The following is a 16,729-nucleotide window of genomic DNA, read 5'->3' as shown; positions in this document are numbered from 1 at the left end:
GCGAACGTGTTGTTGACGATAAAGGGGGGAATAAACAATGATCGTGGTTATTGCAGTAACCTTGTTTTTGTTTCTCTATCTGGTCTACGCCTTGATCCATCCGGAGAAATTCTAAGCATCACAAAGAATATTTCCAAAAAGAAACCATTAGGCGACAGCTTGCCTAAATCAAGGAGGAGCCATTCGTGGGTATTGTGCAAATCATCGCAGTTATCGCTATACTGCTGCTGCTTGTTAAACCGCTCGGCACTTATTTGTATTATACATTTTCCAATGAGCCGAACCGGAGTGACCGGATCTTTGGGGGGATCGAGCGAGGAATATATAAATTAGGCGGCTTAAAAAAACTGGAAGGCATGTCCTGGAAGAAGTATACGATCAGTTTTTTATCGACCAATATCGTGCTTGTAGCGTTTGGATATTTAATTCTCCGCCTGCAGGGCGGACTTCCGCTGAATCCGAACAGCATGGGCGGAATGGATCAGAGCCTTTCGTTCAATACGGTGATCAGCTTTATCACCAATACCAATTTGCAGCATTATAGCGGAGAAACGGGACTCTCCTATTTCTCGCAGATGGCCGTCATCACCATGTTGATGTTCACTTCCGCGGCGAGCGGATTATCCGTGGCAGTCGCTTTTGTAAGAGGCGTTACGGGCAAAAAGACCCTGGGCAACTTTTTCCAGGACTTCGTTAAGTCCCATACACGGATATTCCTTCCGCTGGCTTTACTCGTTGCACTGACTCTTGTAGCGCTGAAAGTCCCGCAAACGCTGCAGCCTACGCTGGAAGTATCGACGCTTGAAGGACAGAGTCAGCAGATCGCGGTTGGGCCGGTCGCTTCCCTGGAATCCATTAAGCATCTCGGAACGAACGGCGGCGGATTTACTGGAGCCAATTCGTCACATCCGTTTGAAAATCCGTCACCGCTGACCAACGTGATTGAAATACTGTCGATGTGGATGCTGCCTGCATCTCTTCCATACATGTATGGTTTGTTTGCCAAGAACAAACGGCAAGGTTGGGGCATATTCAGCGCCATGATGATCCTGTTCGTCCTGCTGCTGTCCTTGAACTTCTATGCGGAAAGCAAAGGAAACCCGGCGATCCATGCCATGGGAATCGATGCGTCTCAAGGCAGTATGGAGGGGAAAGAGGTTCGCTTCGGCATTGCGCAATCTTCCTTGTTTACTGCCGTGACTACCGCGGCGACTACCGGCAGCGTCAACAATATGCACGACACCCAAACACCGCTCGGACAAATTACTCCGCTGGCTCTGATGATGCTGAACAACGTCTTCGGGGGCAAGGGCGTGGGGCTGATTAATATGCTGATGTACGCCATTCTCGCGGTCTTTTTATGCGGACTGATGGTAGGCCGGACACCGGAGTTCCTTGGCCGCAAAATCGAAGCCCGGGAAATGAAGCTGATCGCGATCGCGATTCTGATTCATCCTCTGATTATTCTGGCACCGACGGCCGCGTCCTTCCTGACGGACCTCGGGCAAGGCTCGATCAGCAATCCCGGCTATCACGGATTGACGCAGGTCTTGTACGAATACGCCTCATCCGCCGCCAACAATGGCTCGGGATTTGAAGGACTGGCCGACAACAACACGTTCTGGAATATGACGACCGGACTTGTCATGCTGCTGGGGCGCTACATTTCCATGATTGCCATGCTGGCCGTTGCCGGTTCCCTGCTCCGCAAACAGCCCGTACCGGAAACGGCCGGCACCTTCCGTACGGATAACGGCCTCTTTACCGGAATCTTGATCGGCACGGTACTGATCATTGGCGCTTTAACGTTCTTGCCGGTCATCGTGCTAGGGCCGATAGCGGAACATTTGACACTACGGTAGAGAGAGGGAGAACAGAGATGAATACGGTACAAAAAAAGCGGCTGTTGAGCGGCCCGATCATACGAAGTGCAATCAAAGACAGTTTTCTAAAACTGAATCCGATCTCTTTAATCAAGAATCCGGTTATGTTCGTAGTCGAAATGGGGACGATTCTGGTCCTGCTGATGGTTCTGGCCCCGGGTTATTTCGATGCGGAAGAATCGGTAGGATTCAATATCGCGGTGTTTATCATCCTGCTGGTGACGGTATTGTTCGCTAACTTTGCGGAAGCCCTCGCGGAAGGGCGAGGTAAAGCGCAAGCGGATACGCTAAAGAGAACGAAGCAAGATATTACCGCAAACAAACTGGTAGGCGATGCGATCAAGACGGTCGCCTCCTCGGAATTGCGCAAAGGCGATATCGTGCTTGTCGCTCAAGGAGAATGGATTCCCGGCGACGGGGAAGTCATTGAAGGGCTGGCTTCGGTAGACGAGTCGGCGATTACGGGGGAATCGGCACCCGTTATTAAAGAGGCCGGCGGTGACTTCAATTCGGTCACCGGGGGTACGAGAGTCGTTAGTGATGAAATCAAGGTTCAGATTACGAGCGATCCCGGCGAATCCTTCCTGGATCGGATGATTTCTTTGGTTGAAGGCGCCAAGCGGCAGAAAACACCTAACGAGATCGCCCTCAACACGCTGTTAATCAGCTTAACGATCATCTTTCTGATTGTGGTCGTTACGCTGCGTCCGATTGCCTCTTACCTTGGAGTGAACCTGGAAATTCCGGTTCTGATTGCGCTGTTGGTGTGCTTGATTCCGACGACCATTGGCGGGCTGTTGTCCGCCATCGGAATTGCGGGCATGGATCGGGTCACCCGGTTCAACGTTCTGGCAATGTCCGGTAAGGCGGTAGAAGCGGCAGGAGACATTAACACGATGATTCTCGACAAAACCGGCACCATCACGTTCGGGAATCGGATGGCCAGCGAATTCGTACCCGTGGTCAAGGAGAGCGAAAAGGAATTGGCCGCATGGGCGGCGATCAGCTCGCTAAAGGATGAGACGCCGGAAGGGCGTTCCGTGATTGAACTGGTCAAGAAACTCGGATACGACTATGAAACCGGATGGGAAGTGGACGGAGAATTTATCGAGTTTCGGGCCGAAACACGGATGAGCGGACTGGATTTGAAAGACGGCCGGAAGGTTCGCAAGGGGGCTGTGGATTCCGTTAAACGTTGGGTACAGCTGCAGGGAGGACAGATTCCGGGCGACCTGGACAAGAGCTCGAACGAAATTGCAGGCAAAGGCGGAACTCCGCTTGCGGTGGCTGTAGATAACCGGATTTACGGGCTGATCTATTTGAAAGATACGGTAAAACCCGGGATGAAGGACCGTTTTGACGAATTGCGCAAGATGGGCATCAAAACCATTATGTGCACGGGGGATAACCCTTTGACGGCGGCAACCATTGCGGCAGAGGCCGGTGTGGATAGTTTTATTGCCGAAAGCACGCCGGAGAATAAAATCGAAGTCATTCGCCGCGAACAAAGGGAAGGCAAGATGGTTGCCATGACAGGCGACGGTACGAATGATGCTCCCGCCTTGGCACAGGCTGACGTGGGTCTAGCCATGAACAGCGGCACCTCCGCCGCCAAGGAAGCGGCCAACATGGTCGACCTGGATTCCGATCCGTCCAAGATCATTGAAGTCGTAGCGATCGGCAAGCAGCTCTTGATGACGCGCGGCGCATTGACGACCTTCAGCATCGCCAATGACATTGCAAAATATTTTGCCATTATTCCCGCTATGTTCACCTTGGCTATCCCGGAAATGAATCTCCTGAATGTGATGGGGCTCGGTTCGCCAAGCTCCGCGATTATATCGGCGCTGATCTTTAATGCCATTATTATCCCGCTTTTAATTCCGCTGGCGATGAAAGGGGTGTCGTATAAACCGATGAGTTCGGTAAAACTGTTGCGGCGGAACATATTTGTCTATGGCTTTGGTGGCATTCTTGTCCCTTTCCTTGGCATTAAAGTCATTGATCTGATTGTCAGCCTATGGATTTAAGAAAGACAGATACACTTCAGAAGCGGAAAGGATGATCCCATTGAAAAATATACATGAAGAAATCATGGAACAGAAGCCAGTATCCAAAGGAAGCTACTTATTAAGTGTGGTCAGACTCAGCGCTGTCCTCATCATCCTGTGCGGAATCATATACCCGCTGGCCTCCACGGCCCTGGCCCAGGTGCTAATGCCTTCCCAAGCGAATGGAAGTTTGCTTAAGAACAAGGAAGGTAAGGTGATCGGTTCGGAACTGATCGGACAAAATTTCAGTAATCCGGCGTTGTTCCATGGCCGCGTATCCAGTATTGAATACAAAGCCGAGGCTTCCGGTTCAAATAACTATGGCCCTTCCAATCCTGATATGCTGAAGCGGACAAGCGACTTTATCGCGCAGTGGAAGATCGATAATCCCGAGGTGCCCATCCATGAACTGCCGATCGACCTCGTTACCAACTCGGGGTCCGGCCTGGACCCGCATATTTCGCCGGCGGCAGCCCTGGTACAGATCCCGAGAATAAGCGGCTTGACCGGTGTTCCGTCCGAGACTCTGAAAGAGCTCGTCAAAGAACACACCGAAGGACGCGACCTCGGATTGTTTGGCGAAAAGCGTGTCAACATTCTGAAGCTGAATATGGCTTTAATGGAGCGGTCGTCGAAATAGCGGAATGGACCAGAGGGGGAATAAGGAGTTGGCCATGACACCGTACAAGCGAAAAACGCCTGAAGAAATTTTATATTCCATCTACCAATTACGTCGAGGCCGATTGAAGATTATCATCGGCTCCGTCAGCGGATCGGGTAAAACCTACCACATGCTGCAAGAAGGCCGCCTATTGAAAAAGCAGGGCATCGATGTGGTATGCAGCGCCGTATCGACTATGCAGCGGGAAGAGACCGTCCAGCAGCTCGAGGAATTAGAGCGCGTCCCAAGCATCCATTGGTGGAGAGACGGCAAGGAGCAGAAGGACCTCCCTCTGGAAGATTTGTTGAAACGAAATCCCGAGGTGCTGCTGGTTGACGGATTGGCCCATCGTAACCGCAATGGTGCGCTTTTTTCCACGCGTCTGGAAGATATCCGATATTTGATGGACCACGGGATCAGCATAATTACGACGATCAACGTTTATGAGCTGGCCGGAGCCGGTGAGCTTATTTTCCAAATGACGGGGATCCGAGCGGATGATACGGTGCCCATGAACACTCTGGAACTTGCGGATGAAGTACGCCTGATAGATGTATCGCCGGAAACCATTCTAAAGCGAATCGAGGAAGGAGTGCTCGGCGACGTGGCACACCCGGCGATGTCTACCCGCGGAAATCTGGGCGTGCTGCGTGAGATCTCCTTACGACTCGTGGCGGAGGGAGTCAATGACTCTCTGGAGAAACATCGGGAAGAACATGGGCTGATCGGGCCTTCCGGCGCCACGGAACGAATCCTCGTTTCCGCCCAATATCACTGGAACGGTTCGCTATATGTAAGAAGAGGACAACAAATCGCCAAGCGGTTGAACGGTGACCTGATGGTAGTAACTTTCACCGTGCGCGGCAAGTCCATGTCAAAGGAACAGCTAACCTTTAAACGCTCCATTGTTAAATTGGTTGAACGCGTGAATGCCAAATTTGAAGAACTGAGTCTGGTTACCTTGCGACAGCTTCCTTTCGAATTAGTGAACTATGCCACCCGGAATAACGTAACCCGGATCGTCATGGGGCATTCCAAAAAAAGCCGTTGGCAGGAAAAATGGCAAGGCTCCATCGCAAACCGCGTTCTTAGAAAAGCGAGAAACATCGACGTTTTTCTGATGGCCGATCGCGCCGAACAGGAAGGAGAACGGATTTTGCCCATCAAGCCCAATGCGAAAGGAACGGAGGAACCATTCCACCGGTTGACCACCAATGAGATGGAGAAGAAAATTCAGACCATGCGCAGGGGCTCCTTCAAAGTCTATATCGGTGCGGCACCTGGCGTTGGCAAGACCTACAAAATGTTGCAGGAGGGAAATCTGCTATTAAGCCGAAGGATCGATGTCGTTATCGGTCTCTTGGAAACCCATGGGCGGGAGGAAACCAGGGAACAAATCGGCAGATTATCAATGATCCCGCGTGCTAAAATTCAATACCAGTCGACGACTTTAGAGGAAATGGATACGGATGCCATTCTTGCCCGTCATCCGGAAGTGGTGCTGGTTGACGAGCTTGCGCACACCAATATCCCCGGCAGCAAAAACCGCAAACGGTACGAAGATGTCATCACCTTGCTGGAAAACGGCATCTCCGTAATCACAACCGTAAATGTGCAGCATCTCGAAAGTTTGAATGATGCGGTCGCCCAATTAACCGGGGTTCGGGTTCGGGAGACGGTACCGGACGCAATCTTAAAGATGGCGGATGAAGTCGAGCTTATCGATGTTACACCGCAAATGCTGCAGGAGCGAATGCGCGCAGGAAAAATATATGCCGCTGAAAAGGTTAACCAGGCGCTGGAATCCTTTTTTAAGATCGGCAATTTGATCGCACTTCGCGAGCTGGCCCTTCGTGAAATCGCCGATGACGTGGACGAGCGGCTGGAAGCCTGGGATCGGGACGTCGCCTTGCGCGGACCGTGGAGCCGGCGTGAAGTTATTTTCGTCTGCGTTGATCTGGAACCAAGAGCCGAACGTTTGATTCGCCGCGGCTTCCGGATCGCGTACCGTCTAAAGGCGGAATGGTTCGTTCATTACGTGCATTGCGGATCTGCGCTGACACCGGAAGAGAAGAAGCGGCTGGAAGCCCTTCGTCATTTAACCGAACGGCTCGGCGGAGTCATGGAGGTGGCCGAAAAGACCCGAAACACTAACATTCATCGCCACTTGTTGGATAGAATGAACGGCGTGAAGACGACTCAGCTTATCATTGGCCAGTCCAGGAAACCTTTATGGCAAACTTGGTTTAAAGAAAGTTTTGTGCAATATCTTCTCCGAAACGCCAGACACATGGATATGTTGATTGTGGCTGATTTTGACCCTAATGTAACTGAATCGTTAAGGTGATGTCCCCCCATCGCTAGACGAGGAGCAGCTAAGATCCGGGAGCGGAGCGTAAAAAGCATAAAAAGCACCCCCTCCGAATCATTCGGAAGGGGTGCTTCAGTTTCATATATGGTTATTGTCAAATTATTTCACAAAGCCCAGCAGCATCTCGCGAATCAGCTTCGCCGCGACGATTTGCGTCTGCTCCGTCGGGTCATAGATCGGGGCCACTTCGACCAGATCGCAGCCGACGACGTTTACGTCGGACCCGGCAATCAGATGAACGGCTTCCAGCAGCTCCTTGGAGGTGATGCCGCCGGCTTCGGCCGTACCGGTTCCCGGAGCGCAGGACGGATCGAGCACGTCGATATCGATCGTCACGTAAACCGGTCGTTGTCCCATCTTGGGCAGCGCGCTCTTCAACGGAGCAGCGACCTCGAACGGATAGAAATTAATATTTTCGCGTCCGTACAGGAACTCCTCTTTGGACCCGGAGCGGATGCCGAATTGATAAATGTTCTTCCCGCCCATAAGCTCGGCGGCTTTACGGACCGGTGTCGAGTGGGACAACGGCTCGCCTTCGTACTGTTCGCGCAAATCGGCGTGAGCATCGATATGAATCAGGGCCAGGTCGGGATATTTCTCGTACATCGCCTGAATGACCGGCCAGGACACCAGATGCTCCCCGCCGAGACCGATCGGGAACTTATCGTCCGCGAGCAAACCGCGGATATATTCGCCGATCACGTCCAGGCTGCGGCCCGCATTGCCGAAAGGCAGCAGCAGGTCCCCGGCGTCGAAATACTTCGCGTCCAGGATACTTTTGTCCAGGTAAGGGCTGTACTCTTCCAGCCCGACCGAAGCCTGGCGGATTCGGGCGGGACCGAAACGGGAGCCGGGGCGGAAGCTGACCGTAAAGTCCATGGGCATCCCATAAATGACCGCCTTGGAGGACGCATAGTCCTCCGAACTGCAAATAAATACGTTGCCGGAATAGGCTTGATCCAGTTTCATCCTATCGTTCGCCCCCTACTTTACGAGATCTTCCACGAACTTCGGCAGCACAAAGGCCGCTTTATGCAGGCGTGGCGAGTAGTATTTCGTATCCAGCTCCGGAATTTTCGTCTCGTCGACTTCGAGCGGATCATAGGTTTTGCTGCCCATCGTGAAGGTCCACAGACCGCTTGGGTAAGTAGGAATGTTAGCGCCGTAAACGCGAACGATCGGGAAAATTTCCTTCACGTCTTTGTTCACCTTTTGGATCAAGTCCGCCTTGAACCAAGGGTTGTCCGTTTGCGCCACGAAAATGCCGTCCTCCTTCAGCGCCTCGTAGATGCCTTGATAGAAGCCGCGTTCAAAGAGCGGGGCCGCCGGACCTACAGGCTCCGTGGAGTCCACCATGATGACGTCGTATTTGTTTTTGCTTTCAATGATATGCATGTAGCCGTCGTTCACCTGAACCTCAACCCGGGGGTTATCCAGTTCGCCGGCGATTTCCGGCAAATATTTTTTCGAATATTCGATTACTTTTCCGTCGATTTCAACCAGAACCGCCTTTTCGACGCCGGGATGCTTAATAACCTCACGGATCACGCCGCCGTCACCGCCGCCGACCACGAGCACATGCTTCGGATTCGGATGGGTGAACAGGGCCGGATGGGCCACCATCTCATGATAAACAAACTCGTCCTTGATGGTCGTCATGACCATGCCGTCCAGCACGAGCATCCGCCCGAACTCCTCGGTATCAATCATCGCCAGGTCCTGAAAATCCGTCTTCTCCGTTACCAATGTTTCCCGAATTTTTGCCGTGATGCCAAAGACGGGCGTTTGTTTCTCCGTAAACCACAATTCCATCGTACAACCCTTCTTTCCGCCAGAATAGTGTTTAGCCGTCATATCAACCCAGACCGAATGCGGGGTTCCAGTTTCACTTCTTGCAAAGTTTCCACTTCCTATATTGTACCAAACAAATTGTATTATATTAAAACAGGCCGAAAATGCAACCATTTTAAAATGAATGGGCCGCCCCAAACTTTCCCATACTGATCGTAAAAGAACAAAGATCGAGATGGAAGTATACCTGAAGTTTGGAAGGAGGCGCCCGCCCTTGCAAAGACTTATCCGAAGCGGCGGCAAAAAAAAACCGAAACGCCGCGGCCTGGGGCTGTGGCTGAAGTGGCTGGGAGCGCTCGGTCTCATCGGCCTTTGCGCCGCCGGGGCCCTGCTCCTCTATTTGTTCCAAGCGGATCTGCCCCTCGCGAACTCGGACAAAAACTCCGTACTGCTGGACGCGCAGGGCAAGGAAATCGCCGTGTTTTCGGACGGGCAGCGAAACCGGAAAAGCGTCGCTCTGTCGGAGATTTCCCCCTGGCTGGTCCAAGCGACGCTGGCGACCGAGGACAGGCAGTTCTATGACCATTTCGGCTTCGACCTCAAGGGCATGGCTCGTGCGGCCTTCGTCAACCTGAAAGGGATGGGCAAGCTGCAGGGGGCCAGCACCTTGACCCAGCAGCTTGCCCGGAATCTGTATTTATCCCACGAGCGAACCTGGTCCCGGAAATTGCGGGAAGCGATGTATACGACGCAGTTGGAGATGAAATACAGCAAAGACGATATATTAAGGATGTATTTGAACGAAATTTACTACGGGCACGGAGCTTACGGGATCGAGGCGGCTTCGCAGCTGTATTTCGGCAAGCCCGCCAAAGAGCTCACCCTGGCGGAGAGCGCCCTGCTGGCGGGAGTTCCCAAAGGACCGACCTATTATTCGCCCTTTAATCATATGAAAAATGCAAAGGACCGGCAGAAAACCGTTCTTTCCGTCATGGTTGAAACGGGGGCCATTACGCAGCGGGAAGCCGACAAAGCCTATGCCGAGCTTCTGACCTTCCGCACGCGCGAGGAGCGGGCGATGACGAGCCAAGCCCCCTATTTCCGGGACTATGTCCGGAGCGTGGTCGTCGGCGAACTCGGCATCGACGAAAGCCTGCTGGAGCATGGCGGACTGCGCATCTACTCCACCCTCGATATGACCGCGCAGCAGGCGGCGGAAACCGCGGTCGCTTCCGAACTCGCCGGCTCGCCGGAACTCGAGGGGGCGCTTGTCTCCATCGACCCGCGGACCGGGGAGATCAAGGCGCTCGTAGGCGGCCGTAACTATACGGAAAGCCAATATAACCACGCGTTTGCCACGACCCGGCAGCCGGGTTCGAGCTTCAAGCCGATCATGTATTTATCGGCGCTGGCCTCCGGCAAGCTGACTAGCGCGAGCAAGTTCAGCAGCGAGCCAACGTTGTTCCATTACGATGACAACCGCAAAACTTACAGCCCGAGAAATTTCGGCGACAAATACCTGGGCGACATCGACATGCGCCAGGCGATCGCGGCCTCGGACAACATTTACGCCGTCAACACGATCCTGACGATCGGGGCCGAGCAGGTCATCGAACTTGGGCGGAAAATGGGCATTACGAGCCCGCTCCAAGCCGTGCCCTCCCTGGCGCTCGGCACCTCGCCGGTCAGTCCGTTCGAGATGGCGACCTCCTTTGCGGTTATCAGCAACCAGGGGCGCAGCGTCAAGCCGTTCGCCGTGCAGAAAATTACCGATTCCGAGGGGCATGTCTTATATGAAGCTTCCGCCCCGAAAGCGGAAAAAATCGTGGAGCCGGCGGCCGCCTATGTGCTGACCCGGTTAATGGAGAGCGTGTTCGAGACCGGAGGCACCGGCAACCGGGTATCGGCCGAAATTAAAAGGCCGGTCGCCGGGAAAACCGGCACGACCAGCACGGATGCCTGGCTGGTCGGCTTCACGCCGGAGCTGTCGACGGCCGTCTGGGTCGGCTACGACAAGGGCAAGACGCTCGGCACGGCCGAGTCGCGCAAAGCGGCGCCCATCTTCGCCAAGTTTACGGAGAAAGCGCTGGAGAAGGTGCCGCCGAAGATTTTTCCGATGCCGGACGATGTGGTCAGCGTCTATATCGATGCCGCCACCGGCAAGCTGGCCACCCCCGATTGCCCGTCCAAAAAGCTCGAGGTGTTCGTCCGGGGCACGGAACCCGCCGAATTCTGCAGCGAGCACGGCGGCGGGGAGGAACCCGCCAAGCCGCTTCCGGTGCAGAAGAAGGAGGAAAGCCGCTCCTGGTGGAGCGACCTGAAGCGCTGGTGGATGGAGTAGCGTAAAAGGCGGCCAAAGGCCGGTGTCGCCCGGCGGCGTAGATAATAACGGGAGTTCCTCCCGTTAAATTTAACTAGGTCGAACCGGATTGATGAATAGATGGAAAAACTCCCGCTAAATCGCACCCGATCGGCAGATTTTCGCCATGTGGGGGCAATTAGCGGGAGTTTTTCCAGGTAATTGAGCCGTTTAGGACAATGACCCGGCATTTAGCTCCGCTTTTTCCCGTTAATGGTATAACGGTGAGGGGGAGCATACATGCTTGCGCATAAAGAGGCGGATTGAGTAACATGGACTCATGTAACTCATGAACTCATGGAGCTCATGAATCTCATGAATTCCTGTTATCAGACCCGATGGGAGTGGATGCTGCTATGACGGGCCAACCCGGCAAGTCCGATTCGGCAAGTTTTCAGTCGGGAGAGCTGCTCCCGCTATCTTTTTATGCCGTCTCCGCCCTGGAAGCGGCGCCCCGGCTCCTCGGACAAGTCCTTGTCCGGGAGACCGCGGAGGGGACGATCCGCTGCCGGATCGTCGAGACGGAGAGCTACGGCGGCATCGAGGACAAGGGCAGCCACGCCTACGGCGGCCGCCGGACCGCCCGCACCGAGATTATGTTCGGCGAGGGCGGGGCCGCTTACATCTACCTGATCTACGGCATGTACCACTGCCTGAACGTGGTCACCGGCCCGCCGGACGATCCGCAGGCCGTCCTGATCCGGGCGGTGGAGCCGCTCACGCCGGGCGACGAGGCGCTCATGCGTGCCCGCCGCGGCTCCCGCGCGCGCCGGCCCGTGGACTTGTCGGGGGGTCCCGGCAAACTGTGCCGGGCCCTGGAGATCGACAAGTCGCTGAACGGCGCGCTGCTGCACCGCAGCGACAGCCCTCTCCGCCTGGAGGCGGGCTGGCCCGGTCCCGGGCGCGCCCCGGCGGCGGCGCCCGGCGGCGAGGCCGCGCCCCCGCCCGCGGTCATCGCGGCGCCGCGCATCAACATCGCCTACGCGGCGGAATACGCCGACCTGCCGTGGCGGTTCTATTACCGAGACAATCCGTATGTCTCGGTCATCGACAAAGAGAGGGGCGTTCCCTATTGATCCGGGAACGCCCCTCTTGGTTTAATGTCCGGTCAATTGCCGGATTTTGGCGGCGATGACCGTCAACGGAACGACATGGTCGACGCACCCCAGGTTGATCGCCGCCCGCGGCATTCCGAAGACGACGCAGGTTTCCTGCGCCTCCGCAATCGTCGATTCGGCGCCCTGACGCTTCGCCTGCGCCATCGCTTTCGCACCGTCGCTGCCCATACCGGTCATAAGCACAAAGTGTTTTTTCAGGCCGGTCAACGCGGTCACCGACTCGAACATCACATCGACGGCGGGACGATGGCCGTTTTGCGGCGGCTCCTGATTCAGGACAATCCGGACCTCCCGCTGCTTCCGGACCAAGGTCATATGATAGCCGCCGGGCGCGATGTAGGCCGTCCCTCCTTGCACCACCTGACCGTCCTCCGCCTCTACGACGCGGATCCGGCACAAGTTGTTCAGCCGCTGCGCCAAAGACAGCGTGAACTTCGCGGGCATATGCTGCACGACAAGCACAGGATGCGAAAAATCCGCCGGCAGCCCGGTCAGTACCGTTTCAAGCGCTTTCGGTCCGCCGGTGGAAGTGCCGATCGCCACGACTTGCGAGAACTCTTTCGTTCCTTCCGTCGCGGCACGCTTCGGCTCCCAGGCGGTCTGCCGGGTAACGCCCCGGCGCGCCGCAATCAGCACCGATAACGGGGTGCGCGCGGCCGCCTTGATTTTGCCGACGATCTCTTCCTTCGCCCCGGCCAGCCCGGCGGTCGCCGTACCCGAAGGCTTCGGAATAAAATCGACCGCCCCGCTCTGCAAGGCGGTAATCGTTTCCTCGGCCCCTTCCCGGGTCAGGGAACTGAGCATAATGACACGCGTCGGCAATTCCTCCATGATTTTCCCCAACGCTTCAATGCCGTTCATTTCGGGCATCTCGATATCCATCGTCACCACATCGGGCCGGAGCTCCTTGACCATTCTCACGCCTTCCGCCCCGTTCCGCGCGGTGCCGATCACTTCAATATCCGCATCTTCTTCGACCAGCCGAACGATCATTCTTCGCATAAACAGCGAATCGTCTACGACGAGTACCTTGATTTTTCCCATGACTGGTATCTTCCTTTGTTATGTGATCTGTTAACGGGCCAAACGTTTTCTGTAGAAAAAGGTCTCCGTCGCCTCCAAATCATACTGCAGCGGTTGGAAAATCTGTTCGGTCCCCCCGATAAACAAGTAGCCCCCCGGCTTTAAAGCCTGGCTGAATTTGGAGAAGACGGTCTCCTTGGCTTCGTCGGTAAAATAAATGAGCACATTCCGGCAAACGATCAAGTCGAATCCCGTATCGTAAGCATCCGCCAATAAATTGTGCCTTTTGTACTGCACACAGCGTTTCAAGGAGTCCGAGACCAAATAACGTTCCCCTTGCTTGGTAAAAAATCGGTTCAAATGCGCCTGCGGCACGTCTTTGACCGCGGACGCCTGATAATTGCCGATCTTGGCCCGTTCAATCGCATTTTGGTCCAAGTCGCTGGCAAGAACTTGAACCTCCCGGAGGTCCATAAACTGGGAGAGGGCCATCGCGATGGAATACGGCTCCTCTCCCGTGGAACAGGCGGCGCTCCAGCATTTCAGCCGCGGACTGCGGCTGAGCAGCTCCGGGATGACCTTGTCCGCCAACACTTCCCATCGCTGCGGATTCCGGTAAAACTCGGACACATTGATGGTCATCTGATCCAGAAACTCGGCGTAAAGGGCGGGATCGGCGGAGAAAGCCTGAAAAAAGTCGCTAAAGCTCTTGTAGCCCCGGCGCTCCCGGAGACTGGTCAACCTCCGCTTCATCTGGGCTTCCTTATATAAAGCCAGATCGATCCCGGACTTGCCTTTAACCAGCTGAATAAACCGTTCGAAATCCTGATCCGGCTGTAGTGTACTATGCATCCCCATTATCCTCCTTGTGATACGGCGCCCTTTCCGCCGATTTTCCCGATCAGACCGGCGATTTCCATGATCAGTGCGACGCTGCCGTCTCCCAAAATCGTTCCTCCCGCGATCCCCGGCACCTTGCCGATGTAGGAACCGAGCGATTTGATCACAATTTCCTGGTTTCCGATCAACTCGTCCACCACCATCGCCAGCCTTTTTTCCGCCGACCCGACGATCACCAGAGAAATGTATGGCTTGTGCCCCTCCGGTTTCGGCAAACGGAAATATTCATGAATCCAGGCGACCGGGATCACCTGATTACGCAGCAGAATGACCGATTGTCCCCGTACCGTTTTGATGTCCTCCGGCGTCACGCGGACGATTTCCGCAATGTTGCTCATCGGGATAATGTAGGTCTGCCCGGTCAGTTTCACCAGCAGTCCTTCAATAATCGCCAGCGTTAAAGGCAGCTTGATTTTAAAGCAGGTCCCCTGCCCGACGGCGGTGTCGATTTCGATCAAGCCGTTCAGCTTCTCGATATGGCTCTTGACGATATCCATGCCGACGCCCCGGCCGGATACGTCACTGACGACCGCGGCGGTCGAAAACCCCGGACGGAAAATCAATTCGACGGACTCGCGCTCCGATAAGTAGGCGGCCTCCTCCTCGGTGATCACCCCTTTGCCGATCGCCGAGTTCCGCATCTTCAGCGCATCGATTCCGGCCCCGTCGTCTATCACATAAATGACGACCTGGTTATCCTCATGGGCAGCCCGGATCGTAAGGGTACCCTTGGCCGGTTTCCCTTTGGACTGGCGAATTTCCGGTTTCTCGATCCCGTGATCCAAGGCGTTGCGGATCAAGTGAATCAGGGGATCGGCAATCTCCTCGATAAGCGTCCGGTCCAGTTCGGTGTCTTTCCCCTCGATGACTAGCTCGATCTCTTTCCCCAGATCGCGCGACAAGTCGCGGATCATACGGGGGAAACGATTGAACAACTGCTCGATCGGCAGCATGCGGGTCTTCATCACGCTTTCCTGCAAATCCCCGATAATTCGCGAAAGATGATCGGAGATATGCCCCAGCTCCTCAACCGAGGGATCGTTGAAGCGTCTGCGCTGGACCCGCTCGACCTCATGAATGCGGGTCTGGTCGATCACCAGTTCGCCGACCAGGTTCATCAAATGCTCCAGGCGCTCAACGCTTACCCGGATGGTTTGGGTTTTGCCCTTGGCGGACGTTCCCGCTCCGCGCTCCTCGTTCCGCACGGGTTGTATGGCCGACATCGCCGGCTCCAGAGGAAGGGCCGCGGACAGCTGCGGCTGCACCAGCTCGAACTCCTCGGACGAAACCGCCTCGACTCTCGCCTCGGCGACATCCATCATGTCGGATACCAGCGTTTGCAGGTCTCCCGGACTTCGCCCCGAACCGGCGTGAAGGAAAGCGATATCCGCCGTTTCGCCGTTTTGCTCCGGGAGCTCCTCCATTTCGGGGCTGGCAAACAGCACTTCCCCCCACTCCGCCAGGCCGGACTGGATGACAAAAGCCCGGGCGCCTTTGATGGCGCAGGACTCCGCGATTCGCACGAAAATCCAGTGCACGTTCAGCCCCTGATCCAGGCATTCGCCGGCCTTCAAGCGAACATTCAACGGTAGTGGAGGCTTGGCGAAATCCGGCTCTTGAGCCTTAAAGCCCTCCATTCCGCCGAATTCGCCTGTCTCTGCTCCTGTCCCCGCCTTTGTCTCCGTTTCGGCTTCGCCGTTCACAATGGCCGCAGTTTCGCCGTCCGTCTCTTCTCCGCTGGCATAACTCCGCAGCTGCCGGACACAAACGGAAATATCGATCCCCGTTCCTCCGCCGCCATCGACGATATCCAGCTTCAGCAGCTTGAGATGGTCCAGGGCATAGAACAACCGGTCAATCAGTTTGCCGGTCACCCCCCGCTTGCCGCTGCGAACCAGATCCAGCAGCTGCTCCATTTCATGCGTCAAATTCTTCATGACATCATAGCCCATGGCGGCGGAGGAGCCTTTCAAGGTATGAGCGGCCCGAAACAGGCTCTGCACGACCTGCGAGCAGTCCTCTTCCTGCTCCAGTTTTAAAATCTCCTCGTCCATCAGTTGAAGCTGTTCCTCCAGCTCCTCCAGGAAAACCTCTCTATATTCAGACAGCACCCCGGTTGGCCCCCTTATTCATGCAGAAGAACTTCGTCCAGCCGTAAAATGCCGACCAGTCTGCTCTCCGCAAGCCCGATTCCTGTGAAAAAGCTCCCCTGCACGCCTCCGACCCGTTCCGGAGGAGGCTGAATGTCCGAAAATGTGGTGACCTTGTTAACGCGGTCGACGATAATCCCGACCGCCTCCTCCTGATGGTGAATAACGACGATTCTGCTGCTCTTCGTGAAGGGAACCTCTTCGCTGCCGAAGAAGCAGCGAAGGCTGATGACGGGGACGATCCGCCCCCGCAGATTGATCACGCCTTTCACGTAGTCCTTGACGTTGGGAATTGCGGTAATATCCTGTATTTTAATGATTTCGTGAATGTCTTCGATCCGGATCGCGTACTGCTCCTGCTCGATTCCGAATTCAACGTACTGCTCCTGACCGCTCGCCTGCATGATTTCTCTACCTCCGCA

The 16,729-nt window shown here is 55.2% G+C and carries 13 protein-coding genes; 7 read left to right on the top strand and 6 right to left on the bottom strand.

Annotated elements, in window-relative coordinates; all coding sequences use genetic code 11:
- Positions 1 to 37 precede the first annotated feature (37 nt).
- From kdpF to FRY98_RS17850, 5 genes are all read left to right on the top strand, one after another.
- Entirely contained in the window at positions 38 to 115 is a 78-nt protein-coding gene (kdpF, locus tag FRY98_RS29455) for a K(+)-transporting ATPase subunit F (protein WP_148454595.1), read from the top strand.
- Positions 116 to 185: 70 nt separating this feature from the next.
- Entirely contained in the window at positions 186 to 1,862 is a 1,677-nt protein-coding gene (kdpA, locus tag FRY98_RS17865; protein ID WP_148454389.1) for a potassium-transporting ATPase subunit KdpA, read from the top strand.
- Between the two features lie 17 nt (positions 1,863 to 1,879).
- Positions 1,880 to 3,913 (top strand): potassium-transporting ATPase subunit KdpB, encoded by a 2,034-nt coding sequence (kdpB, locus tag FRY98_RS17860; protein ID WP_148454387.1) that lies wholly within the window; start codon positions 1,880 to 1,882, stop codon positions 3,911 to 3,913.
- Positions 3,914 to 3,977: 64 nt separating this feature from the next.
- Complete coding sequence (kdpC, locus tag FRY98_RS17855) at positions 3,978 to 4,574, top strand: potassium-transporting ATPase subunit KdpC (protein WP_148454593.1); 597 nt, start codon at positions 3,978 to 3,980, stop codon at positions 4,572 to 4,574.
- A gap of 34 nt (positions 4,575 to 4,608) precedes the next feature.
- Positions 4,609 to 6,942 (top strand): histidine kinase, encoded by a 2,334-nt coding sequence (locus tag FRY98_RS17850; RefSeq protein ID WP_148454591.1) that lies wholly within the window; start codon positions 4,609 to 4,611, stop codon positions 6,940 to 6,942.
- A 123-nt stretch (positions 6,943 to 7,065) separates the two neighbouring features.
- On the opposite strand, the gene speB is transcribed toward FRY98_RS17850, so the two are convergent.
- Positions 7,066 to 7,935 (bottom strand): agmatinase, encoded by an 870-nt coding sequence (gene speB / locus FRY98_RS17845; protein ID WP_148454385.1) that lies wholly within the window; start codon positions 7,933 to 7,935, stop codon positions 7,066 to 7,068.
- 15 nt (positions 7,936 to 7,950) lie between these two features.
- Positions 7,951 to 8,778 (bottom strand): polyamine aminopropyltransferase, encoded by an 828-nt coding sequence (speE, locus tag FRY98_RS17840; RefSeq protein ID WP_148454383.1) that lies wholly within the window; start codon positions 8,776 to 8,778, stop codon positions 7,951 to 7,953.
- A 253-nt stretch (positions 8,779 to 9,031) separates the two neighbouring features.
- On the opposite strand from speE, the gene FRY98_RS17835 reads away from it, so the two are divergent.
- Both FRY98_RS17835 and FRY98_RS17830 read left to right on the top strand, forming a co-directional pair.
- The gene (locus tag FRY98_RS17835) at positions 9,032 to 11,098 is read left to right on the top strand and encodes a transglycosylase domain-containing protein (RefSeq protein ID WP_249043441.1); all 2,067 of its coding nucleotides are present in this window, start codon (positions 9,032 to 9,034) and stop codon (positions 11,096 to 11,098) included.
- A gap of 374 nt (positions 11,099 to 11,472) precedes the next feature.
- A complete protein-coding gene (locus FRY98_RS17830; RefSeq protein WP_148454379.1) occupies positions 11,473 to 12,192 on the top strand; it encodes a DNA-3-methyladenine glycosylase in 720 nt (239 codons plus the stop codon).
- A gap of 21 nt (positions 12,193 to 12,213) precedes the next feature.
- Here FRY98_RS17830 and FRY98_RS17825 read toward each other — a convergent pair whose 3' ends face one another.
- The 4 genes from FRY98_RS17825 to FRY98_RS17810 are packed head-to-tail and all read right to left on the bottom strand — an operon-like array spanning position 12,214 to position 16,711.
- Positions 12,214 to 13,278, bottom strand: a complete 1,065-nt coding sequence (locus FRY98_RS17825; protein WP_148454377.1) for a protein-glutamate methylesterase/protein-glutamine glutaminase — start codon at positions 13,276 to 13,278, stop codon at positions 12,214 to 12,216.
- Between the two features lie 30 nt (positions 13,279 to 13,308).
- Complete coding sequence (locus FRY98_RS17820; RefSeq protein ID WP_148454375.1) at positions 13,309 to 14,109, bottom strand: CheR family methyltransferase; 801 nt, start codon at positions 14,107 to 14,109, stop codon at positions 13,309 to 13,311.
- Between the two features lie 5 nt (positions 14,110 to 14,114).
- On the bottom strand, positions 14,115 to 16,268 hold the full coding sequence (locus FRY98_RS17815; RefSeq protein WP_148454373.1) for a chemotaxis protein CheA: 2,154 nt from the start codon (positions 16,266 to 16,268) through the stop codon (positions 14,115 to 14,117).
- A 14-nt stretch (positions 16,269 to 16,282) separates the two neighbouring features.
- A complete protein-coding gene (locus tag FRY98_RS17810) occupies positions 16,283 to 16,711 on the bottom strand; it encodes a chemotaxis protein CheW (RefSeq protein WP_148454371.1) in 429 nt (142 codons plus the stop codon).
- Between the last annotated feature and the right edge of the window lie 18 nt (positions 16,712 to 16,729).

Source organism: Paenibacillus faecis, assembly GCF_008084145.1.
In the GTDB taxonomy this organism is placed as follows: Bacteria; Bacillota; Bacilli; order Paenibacillales; family Paenibacillaceae; genus Fontibacillus; species Fontibacillus faecis.
Note: the sequence above shows the minus strand (reverse complement) of the source record. Positions and strands in the feature narration are given on the sequence as shown.

What these genes read in the sequence shown, in the direction of transcription:
- kdpF (WP_148454595.1), top strand. Translation starts at nt 38, where the DNA reads ATGATCGTGGTTATTGCAGTAACCTTGTTTTTGTTTCTCTATCTGGTC.
- kdpB (WP_148454387.1), top strand. Translation starts at nt 1,880, where the DNA reads ATGAATACGGTACAAAAAAAGCGGCTGTTGAGCGGCCCGATCATACGA.
- kdpC (WP_148454593.1), top strand. Translation starts at nt 3,978, where the DNA reads ATGGAACAGAAGCCAGTATCCAAAGGAAGCTACTTATTAAGTGTGGTC.
- FRY98_RS17850 (WP_148454591.1), top strand. Translation starts at nt 4,609, where the DNA reads ATGACACCGTACAAGCGAAAAACGCCTGAAGAAATTTTATATTCCATC.
- speB (WP_148454385.1), bottom strand. Translation starts at nt 7,935, where the DNA reads ATGAAACTGGATCAAGCCTATTCCGGCAACGTATTTATTTGCAGTTCG.
- speE (WP_148454383.1), bottom strand. Translation starts at nt 8,778, where the DNA reads ATGGAATTGTGGTTTACGGAGAAACAAACGCCCGTCTTTGGCATCACG.
- FRY98_RS17830 (WP_148454379.1), top strand. Translation starts at nt 11,473, where the DNA reads ATGACGGGCCAACCCGGCAAGTCCGATTCGGCAAGTTTTCAGTCGGGA.
- FRY98_RS17825 (WP_148454377.1), bottom strand. Translation starts at nt 13,278, where the DNA reads ATGGGAAAAATCAAGGTACTCGTCGTAGACGATTCGCTGTTTATGCGA.
- FRY98_RS17820 (WP_148454375.1), bottom strand. Translation starts at nt 14,109, where the DNA reads ATGCATAGTACACTACAGCCGGATCAGGATTTCGAACGGTTTATTCAG.
- FRY98_RS17810 (WP_148454371.1), bottom strand. Translation starts at nt 16,711, where the DNA reads ATGCAGGCGAGCGGTCAGGAGCAGTACGTTGAATTCGGAATCGAGCAG.